Origin of the sequence: Paraburkholderia sp. BL10I2N1 (assembly GCF_004361815.1) — a bacterium.
Taxonomy (GTDB): Bacteria; Pseudomonadota; Gammaproteobacteria; order Burkholderiales; family Burkholderiaceae; genus Paraburkholderia.
Genome location: NZ_SNWA01000001.1, coordinates 3897089 through 3913980, shown reverse-complemented (window position 1 = coordinate 3913980; position 16892 = coordinate 3897089). Strand labels below are relative to the sequence as shown.

Below are 16892 nucleotides of genomic sequence, written 5' to 3'. Positions count from 1 at the left end.
CGCTGGTGACTCCGGCACCCATAAAAAATGCTGTTTTTTGTGTGCGGCACCGCCTCTCTGCCGCGCCTTTGCAGCTCGTTGAAGTATGCCGGGTACCCGTCGATAATGGCCCGGGCGGAGGGACGAGGGTGTGTGCATTGAACCCATGAACGGCGCCGGGATGCCTCTGTGGCGAGGGCTCGGGCGACATGCCGCCACGATTGCAAAGGCTGCCGGACGAACATGAAACTGCTTGCCAAGGGTCTTCTTCTGATCGCAGTACCAGGTGTCGTCGAACTGGCGCTGCTCGGTGCCGTGTTCGATACGCAGCAACAGACCGCGCAGTCCGCACAGTGGGTGTCAAGCAGCAAGCAGATTCTCTACCAGGCCTCGGCGACGATGGACCCCTTGCTGCGCGAGGCCGCGCGGCTGCGCACGGCGCTCATCGTCAACGACGTGTCGTTCACGGACCGGCCTGCAATATGGGTCGACCTCGACGAACGGCTCTCTCATCTCGAACGACTGGTTGCGGGCAACTCCCGCCAGGTGCGGCGGGTCCATGATATGCGCGGCGCCGTCGATAGCTATCGTGCCCATGCCGCCGCGGTCGTGGCGGCATCGCACAACGGAAGCAGCCTCGCGCCCCTCATTGCTTCGGAGCGCGACGACATTCCTGCGCCGATCGCCTTGTTTCATGACCGCCTGGATGCATTTGTCGACGAGGAGTCGCGCCTTGATGCGCAGCACCTGGCGGCGTTCGTGGACAACCGGCAGCGCCAGCAGATCACGCTGATCGCCGCGGTGGTGGGTTCGATGCTGATCTGGGCGCTGACGGCATGGGTGTTCGCGCGTCATTTTGGGCAGCGCATCGAGGTGCTGACCGGTAATGCCGGCCGCCTTGGCAACGGCGCGCCGCTCGCCGCGCCTTTGAGAGGCAACGACGAGATCGCCGGGCTCGACGCCGTGCTGCACCAGACCGGCGCCCGGCTGCAAACCGCAGGGCTCGAGCATGAGTCGCTCAAGGCAAGACTTGAGGCGCGCGCTGTCGAACTGGCGGCCGTCAACGAGGAATTGCGGCAGGGCACGCAGGAAAACGAGATGTTCATCTACAGCGTATCGCACGATCTGCGCTCGCCACTCGTCAACCTGCAGGGCTTTTCGAAAGAATTGCAGGTCTCGTACGACGACCTGCGCGCAACGATCGAATCGGCCCGCCCGCCGGAGCCCCAGCAGCAGCGGCTTGCCGCAGTGCTCGACGGCGACGTGCGCGAATCGTTGCAGTTTTTGCGTACGGCGGTGACCCAGGCGGCGGCGATCATCGACTCGCTGTTGCGCATCTCGCGCGCCGGGCGTCTCGAGTACCACTGGCAACGGGTAAGCGTCGGCCAGACGGTTGCGAAAGTGCTCGATACGTTGCAGTCTGCGACGCGCGAGCGGGCGGCCGTGGTGACTGTCCGGGACCTGCCGCCCGCGTGGGGCGACCCGGTCGCGATCGAGCAGATCTTCCGCAATCTGATTGCGAACGCGCTCAGTTATCTCGATCCGGCACGGCCGGGACGCATCGAAGTGGGCGTTCTCGAGGCCGATCCCGTCGATCAGGCTCACCCCGTGGGAAACAGTACGCGCACTTACTATGTGCGCGACAATGGCCTCGGGATTTCAGCGGCCTACATGTCGAAGGTATTTCGTGCCTTCCAGCGCCTGCACGGCGACGTGGCCAAAGGCGAGGGCATCGGTCTCGTGCTCGTGCGGCGTATTGCCGAACGCCACGGCGGGCGGGCCTGGGTGGAATCGGTGGAGGGAATGGGCTCGACGTTTTACGTTGCGCTGCCGGATCAGCCGGTACGCATGTCATGAAAGCACGGTGAACGCCGGACACGGAGGGCAGCATGACACAAGGGGAATCGGTGGGCATCATCCTGATCGAGGATGACGATGGACACGCCACGCTCGTCGAGCGCAATCTGCGCCGCGCTGGCCTGACGAATGGCTTCATCCGTTTTGGCGACGGCCAGGACGCGCTGGATTACTTTTTCGGCGCACCGCCGGCCGACACGGCGGCGCCTGCCCGTCTGTCGCGTGACGATCTCGCCAACTTCGTCGTGCTGCTGGACCTGAAGATGCCGCGCGTCGACGGCTTCGAAGTGCTGCGCCGCCTGAAGGAGGCGCCTTCGACCGCCGCGCTGCCTGTCATCGTCCTCACGACAACCGACGACCCGCGCGAGATCGAGCGATGTTATGAACTTGGTTGCAACGTCTACATTACCAAGCCGGTCGAATATGATGCCTTTATCGAGGCAGTGCGCCGGCTGGGCTTCTTTTTGCAGGTCGTGAAGCTGCCGGCGGGGCAGCGGCTTTCATCATCGTAAGGGTTGTGCGTTGCAGTGCGCAGGCCTGCAATGCCGGCATTGGCGGCGCCCAATGCACCCTGTTCGCCACAAAAAGGCCTTCAGAGAAAAAAGACCAGCATGACCGACGACGTTTCTCCGCCAATGGCCGCGCGCGTCCTCGTGGTCGACGACGACGAGGGTATTCTGCTTCTCGCGCGGAAGTCGCTCGACCGTGCCGGCTGCCATGTCGCGACCTGCACGACGGTTCAACGCGCGCGCGAACTGATCGGCATTGAAGCGCCAGACCTGCTGGTGCTCGACTATCAGTTGAACGGCGCTGAGACAGGTCTCGATTTCTTCCGGCGACTGCGCGTCGAGGGTGTGCGGATCCCGGCGATTCTCGTCACCGGTTTTACCGACGAGTCGCGGGTGATTGAAGCCTTGCGCGCCGGGGTGTCGGACGTCGTGCCCAAGTCGGGCGATTACCTCGACTATCTGCCCGAGGCCGTCGAGCGCGTACAGTCCCAGGTGCGGATGCAGAAGGCATCGGCGGAAGCGGAGAAGCTGCGCGACCGCGAAGCGCACTACCGCTCACTGTCCGAAGCGTTGCCTCACCTGGTGCTGACCTGCAGCGCCAATGGCGACTGCGATTTCCTGTCGAAACAGTGGTTCGAATACACGGGTCTCGACGAAGCCGGCTCGCTCGGGCTCGCCTGGCTCGACGCGGTTCATCCGGACGATCGCGAGGAAATTCGCCGGACGTGGCTGAAGACGGTGAGCACGGGGGCATCGGATTACCGGCACGAGCTCAGGATCCGCCGCCACGATGGCGCGTGGCGCTGGTTCGACGCGCGCATCGTCGCCGTGCATGATCAGCACGGTGGCGTGAGCAAGTGGTTCGGTAGTTGCACCGACATCCATCCCGAGCGCGAAGCCATCGAGGAGCGCGAACGCCTGCTTGCATCGGAGCAGGCCGCCCGCCAGGCCGCCGAAGAGGCGAACCGTTCGAAGGACCGCTTTCTCGCGATGCTGTCGCACGAATTGCGCACGCCGCTCACGCCCGTGCTTGCCTGCGCACGCGTGCTGGAAGGGGTGCCCGACTTGCCGGAGAGCGCGCGTGCCGGCGTCAGGATGATCCGCCGCAACGTCGAACTCGAAGCGCGGCTGATCGACGATCTGCTCGACCTCACGCGGGTCGCGAACGGCAAGCTGCGCCTGGCGCTGGAAACCGTCGATGTGCATGACGTCATCGATAGCGTGCTCGAACTCTTTCGCAGCGAAATTCAGGTCAAGCAGCAGGACGTGCACGTCGAGAAGACGGCGCAGCATCGCTACGTGCTTGCGGACCGTGCACGGCTCCAGCAGATGCTCTGGAATCTGATCCGCAACGCGGCGAAGTTCACGCCCGATGGCGGCCACATCTACGTTCGCACACAGGACGAGCGGATGCAGGTGCAGATTTCGGTCGAAGATACCGGCATCGGCATCGAGCCCGAACAGATCGACAAGTTGTTCAACGCGTTCGAGCAGGGCGGCCAGAGCATGACGCGCCAGTTCGGCGGGCTCGGGCTTGGGCTCGCGATCACGAAGGCGCTGACCGACGTACACGGGGGCACAGTCACGGCGCGAAGCCCGGGCGCGCATTGCGGCGCGACTTTCACCATTACGTTGCCGACGGCAGCGAAGCCGGTCGAAGAAATCGTCGTGGCCATACCCGCCGCATCGCATCCGGCAGGCGTGCTTACTATCCTGTTGATCGAGGATCACATCGACACAGCGGAAGTGATGTCGCAGCTGATCAACGGGCTTGGCCACGATGTCACGGTGGTGGGCCGAGTGGCCGACGCGCTTACCGCCACGCAGGCGACGGACTTCGACCTGATCGTGAGCGACGTCGGCTTGCCTGATGGCACCGGGCTCGACTTCATTACTGCTTTCCGCGAGCACTCGGATGCACCGGCCGTCGCCCTGACGGGCTTCGGCACGGACGATGACGTGCGCCGTTGTCTCGCGGCCGGTTTCACGTCGCATCTGACGAAGCCCGTCAATTTCATCCAGCTCGAAGAGGTGATCGAACGGGCAGCGACGGTGAAAGCAGGAAAAGCGGGTGGGGCGGAAGCGGCCGCGCGTTGAGATACATGTGAAAAAAAGAGGCCTGCGTGGCATTCCACGCAGGCCTTTTCGTCGCTTCTTCAGGCGCGTCAGCGCGCGAAAATCAGCGTTGCTGATTCTTCAACGTGTCGCGGATATCACGCAGCAGCAACACATCTTCTGTCGGCGCTGGCGGTGCGGCTGGTGCGGCGTCCGCTGGCTTACGGAGATTGTTGATGAACTTCACCATCATGAAAATGATGAACGCGAGAATGATGAAGTTGATCAACACCGTAATGAACGATCCATAACCGAATACGGCGACGCCGGCCGCCTGCAGGTCTTTATATGAATCGGGATTGCCCCGGTACGTGTCGGGAATATGGCCGAGCTTGACGAACTTGTTGGAGAAATCAAGGCCGCCGGTGACGACACCGACAACCGGCATGATCAGGTCCTTCACGATGGAATTGACGATGGTGGAAAATGCGCCGCCGATAATGACGCCGACAGCGAGATCCATCACGTTGCCTTTGACTGCGAATTCCTTGAATTCCTGGATCATGCTCATAGATCGCTTCCTCCGTAAAAACGAGGCGAATGCCCTCGGTTTGGCGTTTGCCGACAGGGCAATGATAGCGAACGTATCAAGGGGCGGATAGGGTTTTGCTTTCCCAGCCACAAATCCCGGTAGTTTATTCCTGACAGGGACCGGGATACTTTCATTTCTTCTTCGGCCGTGTCATTCCTGATGGCGATATCGATACAGACTCGCCTCGCCAGTGCGAACAGAACGACAGCGCCAACGCTCACCCGCGCGTCAAAGCCTGGGCGCGTTCGATGTATTGCGTGAAGGAGGCCGGATCGGTATTGGTGCCGCACAGCAGAACGCCCACGCGCCTGCCCTGCAACGTCTCGCGCAGCGGGCCGAGCAGCGCGGCGGTTGCGGCCGCGCAGGCCGGCTCGACTGCGAGCTTGAGCTGATTGAAGAGCGTGAGCATCGCGACGCACAGTTCGTCGTCGGAGACGGTCACGATCCGGTCGATATGGCGACGACACAACTCGTAGCTGTATTGCTCGGTGTATGGCGCCATCAGCGAATCGGCGATGCTGTGCAGATGATGCAGCTTGACCGTATGGTTGGCCGCAAAGCTTTTGCTCATCGCGTCGGCACCGACGGGTTCGACGCCATAGATATGCACGCGCGGATTGGCGAGCCGCAACGCGGTCGAGACGCCGGCCGCAAGGCCGCCGCCGCCGATCGGCACGATCACCGCATCGAGGTCGGGCGTTTGCGTCGCCCATTCATAACCGAGGGTCGATGTGCCGAGCACCGTGCGGTAGCCGTTGAACGGATGCACGTAGTAGCGGCCTTCTTCCGCCTCGATCCGGCGCACGAGGTCGAACGCTTCCGCCGGGCCGCCCGATATCACCACTTCCGCCTGAAACTGCCGGCACAGTGCAACTCGTGCCGGATTCGCGGAGCGGAACAGTACGACCTTCGCGCTGATACCGAGCCGCATCGCCGCATACGCGACCGCGATCGCATGATTGCCGCCGGACACGCATGTCACGCCCGCGCTACGCTGGGCTTCGTCGAGCGCGAGCAGGTTGGTGAACGCGCCACGTGCCTTGAAGCTTCCACCCGACTGCAGCAGTTCGAACTTGAAATTGAGGGTCGTGCCTTCCAGCGACGGAAAATCGTGCCGTTCGAACACAGGAGTTCGGACCACCCACGGCGTCAGCGCAAAATGCTGCGCGGCGATGTCGTCGAGCGTCGGGATCGGCTCACCGTCGATGGTGTGGTCGGTGTGCTGTGGAGTGCCGGTGGACATGGCGTGCCTGTCTTCGAACGATCGTGATGGGTGGGTGTGCGAGCTTCAGTGTGTATGCGCATCCACGGACATGCTGTGGATCAACTTGCTGAGAAAGCGTTCGCATGCATCCAGTTGATCGAGCGCGACGAATTCGTTCGCCTTGTGCGCCTGCTGGATGTCGCCCGGCCCGCACACGATGCTCGGAATGCCGGCGAGCGAAAACAGCCCGGCTTCGGTGCCGTATGCGACCTTGCGCCTGTCCTGATCGGCGGTCAGCGCGCGTACCAGTTGCGTGATCGCCGCCTGTTCCGACGAGTCGAGCCCGGGTGCCGCGGCGATCTTCGTGATCTCGATCGCGGCGGATGGATGCTCGCGCAGCATTTTCGGCAGCAGCGTCTCCTTCGCGTATTTGTCGATACGCGCGAAGATCGGCTCGGGATCGAGCGTCGGTAGATTGCGGAATTCGAACTCGAATCTGCAATCGGCGGGTACGGTGTTGATGGCGTTGCCGCCCTGGATCGTGCTGGTCTGCGCCGTCGTGAAAGGCACGTCGTAGAGTTCGTCGAACGGACCTTGCTCGCGGAACTGATCGGCCATGTCGCGGATGTAGCAGATGAGGCGCGCGGCGTATTCGATCGCGTTGAGCCCCTTGGGCGTCAGCGACGAATGCGCGGCCTGGCCGCGCACGCAGCATTGATATGCGTTGATGCCCTTGTGCGCGATGATCGGGCGCATGCTGGTCGGTTCGCCGACGATGCAGCCGTCCGGCTTCACGCCGCGTTTCATCAGGTCGGCGATGAGGAGCGGCGCGCCGACGCAACCCACTTCTTCGTCGAACGAAAGGGCAAAGTGAATCGGCTTTGCCAGCTTCGTGTTCTGCATCTGCGGCAGCAGCGTGAGCGCGGCGCCGATAAAACCCTTCATGTCGCAGGTGCCTCGGCCGAACAACCTGTCTTCACGGATCTCCGGCTTGAAAGGGTCGCTGTCCCATTGCTGGCCATCGACGGGCACCACATCCGTATGCCCCGACAGCACGATGCCGCCGTTCGTTTCGCCGTCATGCGCGGGCACGGTGGCGAACAGATTGGCCCATTTGCCGCTTGCGTCGTGCGTGAGCGTCGCCTCGATACCCTTGGCGCGCAGTTCGTCGCGCACGATTTCGATCAGACCGAGATTCGGATTGCGGCTGACGGTGTCGATCGACACGAGCCGTGTGACCCAGGGAAGCGACGCGGGAGAGGCAGAAGAGGCGGAAGCAGAAGACGGGGAAGAGGACGACGGTGCTGCGGATCGCGCTGCTTCAGCGGCGTGTGACATGGCAGGACTCCAGCTTGGTTATTTTTTGATCATACCCAAAAAACATAGTCCCGGCCAAAGCATCCGGCAGAAAACGCATGTTGCGGCGCGCCCATGGCGCACCGCAACATCGACGTTCAGCGAGCGGCGGCAGCGGTGCCGCGAGACGGCGCGCCAAGCGCCCGCAACGTTTCTTTCACGGTCGAGACGCGCACCGCGAGATCGGGCGTACGCGTTTCGATGCGCAGCTTGTCCTGGCCCGCGAGCTTGATGTGCTTGTGCTTCTGCACCATCTCGATGATACGCATCGCATCGACGGGTGGATTCGGGATGAATTGCAACCCGATGACCGCTTCGCCCGCATCGATCTTCGAAATGCCGAGCGGTTTTGCGGCCAGCCGCAGACGGTGGGTTTCGATCAGCGCATGCGCCTGCGGCGGCAGCTTGCCGAAGCGGTCGATCAGTTCTTCCTGAATCCCGTCGATCAAATCGTCGTGCTCGCAGTTGGCGAGTCGCTTGTAGAGCGACAGCCGCTCCTGGACGTCGCCGCAGTAGTCGGCGGGCAGGATGGCGGGTGCGTGCAGATTGATCTCCGTCGTTGCGGCAAGCGGCGCGTTGAGGTCCGGTTCCTTGCCTTCCTTCAGCGCCTTCACTGCATCGTTGAGCATGTCGGTGTACAGCTGGAAGCCGATCTCATGAATCTCACCCGACTGCTTGTCGCCGAGCACTTCGCCCGTGCCGCGAATCTCGAGGTCGTGCATCGCCAGATAAAAGCCTGCGCCGAGTTCTTCCATCTGCTGGATGGCTTCGAGGCGGCGTTGTGCCTGCTTCGTGAGTCCCTGCGGATCGTGCACGAGCAGATACGAGTACGCCTGGTGATGCGAACGCCCGACGCGGCCGCGCAACTGGTGCAGCTGCGCAAGACCGAACTTGTCCGAACGATGGATCAGGATCGTGTTGGCGCTCGGCACGTCGATGCCGGTCTCGATGATCGTCGTGCACAGCAGGACATTGGCGCGCTGGGCGACGAAATCGCGCATCACGCGTTCGAGTTCGCGCTCGTGCATCTGTCCGTGAGCGACGGAGATACGCGCCTCCGGCACCAGCGCTTCGAGCATCGCGCGACGATTATCGATCGTCTCGACTTCGTTGTGCAGGAAGTACACCTGGCCGCCGCGCTTCAGCTCGCGCAGCATGGCTTCGCGGATCACGCTGTCTTCCTCGCGTCGCACGAAGGTCTTGATCGCAAGCCGCTTCTGCGGCGCGGTCGCGATTACCGAGAAATCGCGCAGGCCTTCGAGCGCCATGCCGAGCGTGCGCGGAATCGGCGTGGCCGTGAGCGTGAGGACGTCCACTTCGGCGCGCAGTGCCTTCAACGCTTCCTTCTGCCGTACGCCAAAGCGGTGTTCCTCATCGATGATCACGAGGCCGAGCCGCTTGAACTGCACATCCGATGACAGCAGCTTGTGCGTGCCGATGACGATATCGACGGAGCCGTCGTTGATCTGCTGGATCGCGGCGTTGACCTCTTTGGTCGTCTTGAAGCGCGACAGTTCTGCAATGCGCACGGGCCAGTCGGAGAAGCGGTCGGTGAAGGTCTGTGTGTGCTGCTCGGCGAGCAGTGTGGTTGGCGACAGTAGCGCGACCTGCTTGCCGCCCATCACCGCAATGAACGCGGCGCGCAACGCGACTTCGGTCTTGCCGAAGCCGACATCGCCACAGACCAGCCGGTCCATCGGCTTGCCGCTCGTCATGTCGCCGATCACCGCGGCGATGGCCGCGGCCTGGTCCGGCGTTTCCTCGAAGCCGAAGCTCTCGGCGAATTTCACGTAGTCGCGCGGTTCGAGCGCGAACGCGTGACCTTCGCGCGCGGCGCGGCGCGCGTAGAGGTTCAGCAGCTCGGCGGCGGTATCGCGGATCTGCTGCGCGGCACGGCGCTTGGCTTTTTCCCACTGGCCGGAGCCGAGCGAGTGCAGCGGCGCGCTTTCCGGATCGGCGCCGCTGTAGCGCGAGATCACGTGCAGTTGCGCGACCGGCACGTACAGCTTGCTCTCGCTGGCGTATTCGAGGTGCAGGAATTCGGTCTCGCCTTCGCCGAGGTCCATCGTCACGAGGCCCATATAGCGGCCGATGCCGTGCTGCGAATGCACCACCGGATCGCCGAGCTTGAGCTCGGACAGGTCGCGCACCATCGAATCGACGTTGCTCGCCTGTTCCTGCCGGCGTCTGCCGGCGCGGCGGGCAAGCGGGCCGTAGAGTTCGGTTTCGGTGACGATCGCGATCTGTTCGCCCGGTATCGCGAAGCCGTTCGACAATGGCGCGACACCGAGCGCGAAGCGCTCATCGGAGAGCAGCCAGTCGTGATAGCTGTCTGTGGTTGCGGACCGCAGATGGTTGTCCACCAGCAACTGCGCGATCGTTTCGCGCCGGCCGGCCGATTCGGTGGCAAACAGCACGCGATTCGGCGTTTTTTCCAGATACGCGCGCAATGCAGCGATCGGGTCTTCCGCGTGGCGGTCGATGGCGAGATCCGGCAGCGAGGTCGCCCAGCCGCCGGAATCCGCCGGCAGCACGAGGCGCGCGAACGGCTTGGCGAGCGTGAAAAAGTCTTCATCCGACAGGAAGAGGCGCTGCGGCTCGAGAATCGGCCGGTCGCGGTCGTGCGACAGAAAGCTGTGGCGCTGCTTCGTGTCGTTGGTGAAGCGCTTGATCGCGGCGTCCAGATCGCCGACGAACGCCAGTTGCGAACGCTCGGGCAGATAGTGGAAAAGCGTCGCCGTGTCGTCGAAGAAAAGCGGCAGGTAGTATTCGATCCCCGCCGACGGCACGCCGTTGCCGATGTCCCTGTAAATCGATGCGCGGCTCGGATCGCCTTCGAACACCTCGCGCCAGCGGCTGCGAAAGGCGGTGCGCGCGGCTTCGTCGAACGGGAACTCGCGGCCGGGCAGAAGACGCACGTCGCGCACCGGGTAGAGGCTGCGCTGCGTGTCGGGATCGAAGGCGCGGATCGAGTCGACCTGATCGTCGAAGAGGTCGATGCGGTAGGGCAGCGTCGAGCCCATCGGAAACAGGTCGATCAGCGAGCCGCGCACGCAGTATTCGCCCGGCCGCACGACCTGGCTCACGTGCTCGTAGCCCGCCAGCGTCAACTGCGACTTCAGCCTGGCTTCGTCGAGCCGTTCGCCCTGGGTGAACGAAAACGTATAGGCAGCCAGGAAGGACGCCGGTGGCATCCGGTACAGCGCCGTGGTAGCCGGCACGAGCAGGATGTCGCAGCGGCCCTCGCCGAGATCGTGCAGCGTCGCGAGGCGCTCGGACACCAGATCCTGGTGCGGCGAGAACGTGTCGTACGGCAGCGTCTCCCAATCGGGCAAGAGACGCACGCGCGCAGCAGGCGCGAAGAACGCGATCTCCTGCGACAGCCGCTGTGCGTCCACCGCGCTTTCGCAGACAACCGCCAGCAGCGGCACCTGCTCACGGTAGGCAAGATGGTAGCGGGCGATCAGGAGCGCATCGGACGAGCCATGCGTGCCGTCGAAGGCGAAACGCTGGCCGGCCTTGACGAGCGCGACGGGCGGAGTGGACTGCGTTGAAGCGGCGATATCTGGCATAAAGAGAGAGGCAGCCGTAGGGGCGCGTGAGCGGCAAGTTTACGCGTGTCCCGACGTGGACGCGAAGGACCTATTATAAAATCCGTCCTTCACTTTGACTTTCGCGGCGTCCGCCCCTGTGACTTCCCGTCTTTTTGCCCTGATCCCGTGTGCTGGCACCGGCAGCCGTTCCGGCGCCGTGATGCCCAAGCAGTATCGCACTGTCGCCGGCCGCGACCTCCTTCACTACACGCTTGCCGCCTTCGACGCCTGCAGCGAATTCGCCCAGACGCTCGTGGTGATCGCCCCCGACGACCAGCATTTCGATGCCCGCCGCTTCGCCGGCCTGCGTTTCGCGGTGCGCCGGTGCGGCGGGGTGTCTCGCCAGGCTTCGGTGCTGAACGGTCTGCACGCGCTGGCCGAATTCGGCGCACGTGATGACGACTGGGTGCTGGTCCACGACGCGGCGCGCCCGGGCATCACGCCGGCATTGATCCGCTCGCTGATCGGCGCGCTGAAAGACGATCCGGTGGGCGGCATCATCGCGTTGCCGGTTGCGGATACGCTCAAGCGTATTGCGCCGGAGAGTGGCGGCCGCATTGCCCGCACCGAAGCCCGCGATGGCCTGTGGCAGGCGCAGACGCCGCAGATGTTCCGCATCGGCATGCTGCGTGAGGCGATCCTGCGCGCGCAGGCGGACGGCCACGATCTGACCGACGAAGCCAGCGCAATCGAGTGGCTCGGTCACGCGCCGCGGCTCGTGCAGGGCAGCCTGCGCAACTTCAAGGTGACGTATCCGGAGGACTTCGATCTGGCCGATGCGATTCTCAGCCGGCCAGCGACTTCGTGAGTGAGCCTCGCAAGAGATCAACGAACGGAATAACGAGCGCGCCTCAAACCAGTTTCAACCCACATTAGCGGACATTAGATGATGGATTTCAGGATCGGGCAGGGTTACGACGTGCATGCGCTGGTACCGGGACGGCCATTGATCATCGGCGGCGTGACGGTGCCTTATGACCGCGGGCTGCTTGGCCATTCGGATGCGGATGTGCTGCTGCATGCGATCACGGACGCTCTGTTCGGCGCGGCGGCGATGGGCGATATCGGGCGTCACTTCCCCGACACGGACAAGCAGTTTGCCGGCGCGAATTCCCGCGTGCTGCTGCGCGAATGCGCGAAGCGGGTTGCCGAGGCCGGCTTTGTGATCGGCAACGTCGATAGCACCGTGATTGCCCAGGCGCCGAAGCTCGCGCCCCACATCGACGCGATGCGCGCGAATATCGCCGAAGACCTGAGGTTGCCGCTGGATCGGGTGAACGTGAAGGCGAAGACCAACGAAAAGCTCGGGTATCTGGGGCGAGGCGAGGGCATCGAGGCGCAGGCAGCCGTGCTGCTCACCCGTGCCTGATGGCTAACGTGCTGACTGCTGCGGGCCAGCGGTTGTGAGTGCGAGAAGATTAAAACGCCACGCAGAAGGATCGCGTGGCGTTTTTTTGCGCGGTGTTTTTGCAGACCGCCACGCGTCGGCCTTCGAAACGGTTTACTTGCCTTCGGCCGAAATCACCAGCGCCGCCGCGTTGACCACGGCCGCAATGCGGCCAACGTCGCGCAATTGGGTCGAACTCATGCCTTCAGCGACCAGCGTATCGGCGTGCGACTTCACGCAGAAGTGGCACTTGCCGATGATCGATGCCGCGAGCGCATACATTTCGAAGCGGCGCTTGTCGACGCCGCCGTGCGACGCGTACGCGTTCATCCGCAAACCTGCCGGCTGCGTCTTCAGATCCGCGTTGTCGGCCATCTCGAGATACGGATACCAGACGTTGTTCATGCCCATCAGGGCGGCCGCGGTCAGCGCGCCATGGGTTTCTTCCGGCGACAGCACGCCCGACTTGCGGATCGCATCGACAATCAGCGGGCTCTTCGCGGCAAAGGCGGCGGCCAGCGCCACGCCGACCGCATCGGTGCCTTCGAGCGACGAACGTGCGATCGTGCCGTCCAGGTTCAAGCGAATGTCTTTAGCGTAGTCGGGAATGAGTTCTTTAATCGTAGACAAGAATTCCATTGATATCTCCTATCAAGTTGCCGATAAAAAAGCCCGCCGGCTCTTTCAAGCTTAGCGGGCTTTCGACTGCAACGCTTACAGCGTCGCGCCGCCGACTGCACGGTTGCACGGGCACAGTTCGTCCGTTTGCAGACCGTCGAGAATGCGCAGCACTTCTTCCGGGTTGCGGCCGACGTTCAGGTTGTTCACCGAAACGTGCTGGATCGTGTTGTCCGGATCGACGATGAACGTCGCGCGCAGTGCAACGCCAGCTTCCTTGTCGCGCACGCCGAGCTGGTCGATCAGTTCGCCCTTCACGTCGCCGAACGAAAAGTGGTTCAGCTTGTTCAGGTCTTTGTGCTCACGACGCCATGCGAGCTTGACGAATTCGTTGTCGACGCTGCCGCCGAGCAGAACCGCATCACGCTCCTCGAAGTCTTTGGTCAGCTTGCCGAATTCGACGATTTCCGTCGGGCACACGAACGTGAAGTCCTTCGGGTAGAAATAGATGATTTTCCACTTGCCCGGGAACGACTGTTCGGTGATTTCTTCGAACGCCGACTGGCCGTTTTCTTCATGGTTGTTGAAGCCCGGCTTTGCAGCGGTGACGGTGAAAGCTTCGAGTTTATCGCCCACGGTTTTCATGCGGATACTCCTGTATGAGTTGAGAAAACAACCTGTTCAAGCTACCTGCGCTGTAACGGATGCGTTACACAAGGGCTCACTCTAACTCTATTGAATAATAAAGGCAATAGTTTTTGGCTAATATACTGGATAGTTTTTATTCAACGCTTCGATAGTTAGCACGATGATTGGGCACGGTCAGGAACGCAGCAGAGCGCTCGCGAAAACCGGCGAGGCTCTTGTGAGACATCTGCCCCGCGGCTTCAAATGCCCTTGGCGAGCGGGAAGTCGATCGTGACTTCGAGGCCCGGCCCCGGCGTGCGATTGCGCAGCCGCAGGGAACCCCGATAGCGGCCCACGAGGCGCTGCACGATCGCCATCCCGAGGCCGGTGCCGTTGGCCTGGCTGCGGGCGGTATTCACACGATAGAAGGGTCGTGTGACAAGCGCGAGCTGGTCCTCGGGAATTCCGGGGCCTTCGTCGACCACGGTCAGCTCCACACGCGAATGCGAGACCCGCGTTTCGATCACGACGCGTGGAATGCCGTCGTCATCGCTCAGGCCGTACTTGCGCGCGTTTTCCATCAGGTTGCCGACGACACGGCGCATGTCCGTCTCGTCTGCCTCGATGACTGCCGACGGCGCGAGCCGTGTGATGAGGCGCATGCCGTCCTCGTTCGCCATGCGCGCCGCCAGTTCTCCTGCGATGACGGAAAGGTCGACGGGTTCCGGCATGCGCTGCACCGGACGCGCGTAGTCGAGGAAGCGGCCGATGATCATGTCCATCTGCTCGATGTCGTCGATCATCGCGTCCTTGGTGGGCTGATCTGACGGACTCATTTCGGTTTCGAGCCGCAGACGCGCGAGCGGCGTGCGCAGGTCGTGCGAGATGCCGGCCAGCATCAGCGCGCGATCGGCTTCGAGCTGCTCGAGGTCGGTCACCATCTGGTTAAAGCTGCGATTGGTCTCGGCGGCCACGCCCATGCCGCGCTCGGGCAACGGTTCGGGCGACTGTCCTGAGCCGACCTTGCGCGCCGCCATCGCGAGCCGCGCAAACGGCCTGTTGACCAGACTCGTAATGAACGCCGCGCCGAACAGCGACAACGCAAGAGCAAAGATGCCCCAGCCGGCCCACTGCAGACCGGTGACGTTGTCGAGCTGATCGCGATCGAGCGCGACCCAGTAATCGTCGTCGTCGATCTTGAAGCTGATCCAGACGCCAGGGATATCGTTGACGCTCTGCGCGATCACCGTGTCGTCGCCGAGGCGCCCGCGGATGTCATGCTCGATCAGCCGGTTGAGCGATTCGTCGGGTTGCAGGCGGTATTTGTCGGTGGTCTCGCGCGGGTACACGCGCACCCCTTCATTGCTCTCCAGATCCTGCAGCAGCGCGCGCCGCAGGTCGGGATCGGAATAAAGGAGGGCGGTGCGCGTGAGCTTCACGACGGCGACGAGTTGCAACGCCACGCGCTGCGCGCGCGGCTCGCGTTCGATCACCCGGAAGCTCTGGAACCACGCGGCGAGACTGACTGCGATCAGAAGCGCGATCAGCAGGAATGTGCGCCAGAATAGGCCACCGAACGCGAGCGTCAGGAGGCGCCGGTCGATCCGCATGGGCCCTTCTCGTCAAGAAACAGAAACAACGTCAGCAGAAACAACCTCAGGCTGCGCCGTCAGGAATGAACACGTAACCGAGGCCCCATACCGTCTGGATGAAACGCGGGCTGCCCGGATCCGGTTCGATCAGCTTGCGCAGACGCGAGATCTGCACGTCGAGGCTGCGGTCGAACACTTCATATTCGCGGCCGCGCGCGAGCTCCATCAGCTTTTCACGCGAGAGCGGCTGGCGTGGGTGCCGCGCGAAGACCTTGAGCACGGAAAACTCGCCGGTGGTCAGCGGGATTTCCTGTCCGGCCTTCGTCAGCGTGCGGGTAGCGAGATTCAATGCGAACTCGCCGAACTCGAAAACCTCTGTAGTTTCCGACGGCGCACCAGGCAACTCGGACGGCGTCTGCCGACGCAGCACCGCGTGAATGCGCGCGACCAGCTCGCGTGGATTGAACGGCTTTGGCAGGTAGTCGTCAGCGCCCATTTCCAGGCCGACGATGCGGTCGACGTCCTCACCCTTCGCCGTCAGCATGATGATCGGCGTGCGGTCGTTGCTACCGCGCAGGCGCCGGCAGATCGAAAGACCGTCCTCACCGGGCAGCATGAGATCGAGCACGAGCAGATCGAATCGCTCGCGGACCCACAGCTTGTTCATTGACGGCGCGTTTTCGGCCACATAGACGTTGAAGCCCTGTTCGCCCAGATAGCGGCGCAGCAGGTCGCGTAGGCGCGGATCGTCATCGACGACGAGGATTTTCGAAGGGTTTTTGGTTTCCATGGTCGGCATCTTAACGCGATTACAAAGAGGTACATCTTCGCACCAATTATCGGGTTACAGTCAGTTACAAAATTTACCCCGCCTGTGGCGCGACGTAAAGCATGCGCGCTTAGACTCCTTTACTGTTTGCGGCTGTTCGGTAGATACTTCACATGACAAAAAACTCTCGCACCCGGTCCTGGCCGGGGTCTGCATACGCATTTGAGGTACCGGTTGCCGCACCAAGAAGGGAACAAGATGAAGGGAGGGGTTTGGCCGAATGTACGCTTGAGCGTCATTACGCTGGCAGTTGCCGGCACGCTCACAGGCGCACTGGGTCCGACGCTCGCCTGCGCCCAGCCTTCGGCAGACCGGATGGCAACTCCACGCTCGTCCTCGCATAACGGAAAACCCCCGCGTCAAGCGCGCGCAAACGTCGACCAGCCTGCGTCCGACATCATGATGCGCACCGCCGTGCCCCCCGACCTCGATCAGCGGCGCCGCGACGGTCACATGACGCCGGAGGAGCGACGTCTTCTGCGCCAGCATATCGAAGACGCCGTGCGCGAACTCTACAAGCGCTAGTCGGGTGCCTGTATTCGACGTACCGGTTGCGTGCGTTCCTGCTTTTTGCCTGCACGAAAGATTTCGTAGCAATTCCATCGTCAACTGACCCGACCGACCTGCCGTTGAGCAGCGAGGACAGGTACACGGCTTATTCGCGCCAACTCTTCACGGGCGAAGTCACGTTCAC

14 protein-coding genes are annotated in these 16892 nt (G+C 62.8%); 6 read left to right on the top strand and 8 right to left on the bottom strand.

Annotated elements, in window-relative coordinates; genetic code table 11:
• Positions 1-222 precede the first annotated feature (222 nt).
• The 3 genes from B0G77_RS18120 to B0G77_RS18110 all read left to right on the top strand — a co-directional run bounded on the left by B0G77_RS18120 (position 223) and on the right by B0G77_RS18110 (position 4442).
• On the top strand, positions 223-1836 hold the full coding sequence (locus B0G77_RS18120) for an ATP-binding protein (protein WP_133663345.1): 1614 nt from the start codon (positions 223-225) through the stop codon (positions 1834-1836).
• Positions 1837-1868: 32 nt separating this feature from the next.
• The gene (locus B0G77_RS18115; protein WP_133663344.1) at positions 1869-2348 is read left to right on the top strand and encodes a response regulator; all 480 of its coding nucleotides are present in this window, start codon (positions 1869-1871) and stop codon (positions 2346-2348) included.
• A 99-nt stretch (positions 2349-2447) separates the two neighbouring features.
• On the top strand, positions 2448-4442 hold the full coding sequence (locus tag B0G77_RS18110; RefSeq protein ID WP_133663343.1) for a response regulator: 1995 nt from the start codon (positions 2448-2450) through the stop codon (positions 4440-4442).
• A gap of 82 nt (positions 4443-4524) precedes the next feature.
• On the opposite strand, the gene mscL is transcribed toward B0G77_RS18110, so the two are convergent.
• The 4 genes from mscL to mfd all read right to left on the bottom strand — a co-directional run bounded on the left by mscL (position 4525) and on the right by mfd (position 11124).
• Positions 4525-4971, bottom strand: coding sequence for a large conductance mechanosensitive channel protein MscL (mscL, locus tag B0G77_RS18105; protein WP_133663342.1), 447 nt, complete (start codon positions 4969-4971; stop codon positions 4525-4527).
• A 238-nt stretch (positions 4972-5209) separates the two neighbouring features.
• On the bottom strand, positions 5210-6235 hold the full coding sequence (locus B0G77_RS18100) for a threonine/serine dehydratase (protein ID WP_133663341.1): 1026 nt from the start codon (positions 6233-6235) through the stop codon (positions 5210-5212).
• A gap of 45 nt (positions 6236-6280) precedes the next feature.
• Positions 6281-7534 (bottom strand): acetylornithine deacetylase, encoded by a 1254-nt coding sequence (gene argE, locus B0G77_RS18095; RefSeq protein WP_133663340.1) that lies wholly within the window; start codon positions 7532-7534, stop codon positions 6281-6283.
• 116 nt (positions 7535-7650) lie between these two features.
• Positions 7651-11124: a transcription-repair coupling factor gene (mfd, locus tag B0G77_RS18090; RefSeq protein WP_133663339.1), complete on the bottom strand. Its 3474-nt coding sequence runs from the start codon at positions 11122-11124 to the stop codon at positions 7651-7653.
• 118 nt (positions 11125-11242) lie between these two features.
• Here mfd and ispD point away from each other — a divergent pair, with 118 nt between their 5' ends.
• Together ispD and ispF are read left to right on the top strand one after the other, a co-directional pair.
• Positions 11243-11953: a 2-C-methyl-D-erythritol 4-phosphate cytidylyltransferase gene (gene ispD / locus B0G77_RS18085; RefSeq protein WP_133663338.1), complete on the top strand. Its 711-nt coding sequence runs from the start codon at positions 11243-11245 to the stop codon at positions 11951-11953.
• 81 nt (positions 11954-12034) lie between these two features.
• Positions 12035-12514 (top strand): 2-C-methyl-D-erythritol 2,4-cyclodiphosphate synthase, encoded by a 480-nt coding sequence (ispF, locus tag B0G77_RS18080; protein WP_133664194.1) that lies wholly within the window; start codon positions 12035-12037, stop codon positions 12512-12514.
• 132 nt (positions 12515-12646) lie between these two features.
• Here ispF and B0G77_RS18075 read toward each other — a convergent pair whose 3' ends face one another.
• From B0G77_RS18075 to ompR, 4 genes are all read right to left on the bottom strand, one after another.
• Positions 12647-13171 (bottom strand): carboxymuconolactone decarboxylase family protein, encoded by a 525-nt coding sequence (locus B0G77_RS18075; protein ID WP_133663337.1) that lies wholly within the window; start codon positions 13169-13171, stop codon positions 12647-12649.
• A 75-nt stretch (positions 13172-13246) separates the two neighbouring features.
• A complete protein-coding gene (locus B0G77_RS18070; protein WP_133663336.1) occupies positions 13247-13795 on the bottom strand; it encodes a peroxiredoxin in 549 nt (182 codons plus the stop codon).
• Between the two features lie 242 nt (positions 13796-14037).
• Positions 14038-15387 (bottom strand): ATP-binding protein, encoded by a 1350-nt coding sequence (locus tag B0G77_RS18065; protein ID WP_133663335.1) that lies wholly within the window; start codon positions 15385-15387, stop codon positions 14038-14040.
• Between the two features lie 46 nt (positions 15388-15433).
• Positions 15434-16159, bottom strand: coding sequence for a two-component system response regulator OmpR (ompR, locus tag B0G77_RS18060; RefSeq protein ID WP_122155675.1), 726 nt, complete (start codon positions 16157-16159; stop codon positions 15434-15436).
• Positions 16160-16396: 237 nt separating this feature from the next.
• Between ompR and B0G77_RS18055 the strand changes: the two genes are divergently transcribed.
• Positions 16397-16723: a hypothetical protein gene (locus tag B0G77_RS18055; RefSeq protein WP_133663334.1), complete on the top strand. Its 327-nt coding sequence runs from the start codon at positions 16397-16399 to the stop codon at positions 16721-16723.
• The last annotated feature ends 169 nt before the right edge of the window (positions 16724-16892 follow it).

Coding starts and splice junctions, on each gene's coding strand:
- B0G77_RS18120 (WP_133663345.1), top strand. CDS start 223: ATGAAACTGCTTGCCAAGGGTCTTCTTCTGATCGCAGTACCAGGTGTC.
- B0G77_RS18115 (WP_133663344.1), top strand. CDS start 1,869: ATGACACAAGGGGAATCGGTGGGCATCATCCTGATCGAGGATGACGAT.
- B0G77_RS18110 (WP_133663343.1), top strand. CDS start 2,448: ATGACCGACGACGTTTCTCCGCCAATGGCCGCGCGCGTCCTCGTGGTC.
- mscL (WP_133663342.1), bottom strand. CDS start 4,971: ATGAGCATGATCCAGGAATTCAAGGAATTCGCAGTCAAAGGCAACGTG.
- B0G77_RS18100 (WP_133663341.1), bottom strand. CDS start 6,235: ATGTCCACCGGCACTCCACAGCACACCGACCACACCATCGACGGTGAG.
- argE (WP_133663340.1), bottom strand. CDS start 7,534: ATGTCACACGCCGCTGAAGCAGCGCGATCCGCAGCACCGTCGTCCTCT.
- mfd (WP_133663339.1), bottom strand. CDS start 11,124: ATGCCAGATATCGCCGCTTCAACGCAGTCCACTCCGCCCGTCGCGCTC.
- ispF (WP_133664194.1), top strand. CDS start 12,035: ATGGATTTCAGGATCGGGCAGGGTTACGACGTGCATGCGCTGGTACCG.
- B0G77_RS18075 (WP_133663337.1), bottom strand. CDS start 13,171: ATGGAATTCTTGTCTACGATTAAAGAACTCATTCCCGACTACGCTAAA.
- B0G77_RS18070 (WP_133663336.1), bottom strand. CDS start 13,795: ATGAAAACCGTGGGCGATAAACTCGAAGCTTTCACCGTCACCGCTGCA.
- B0G77_RS18065 (WP_133663335.1), bottom strand. CDS start 15,387: ATGCGGATCGACCGGCGCCTCCTGACGCTCGCGTTCGGTGGCCTATTC.
- ompR (WP_122155675.1), bottom strand. CDS start 16,159: ATGGAAACCAAAAACCCTTCGAAAATCCTCGTCGTCGATGACGATCCG.
- B0G77_RS18055 (WP_133663334.1), top strand. CDS start 16,397: ATGAAGGGAGGGGTTTGGCCGAATGTACGCTTGAGCGTCATTACGCTG.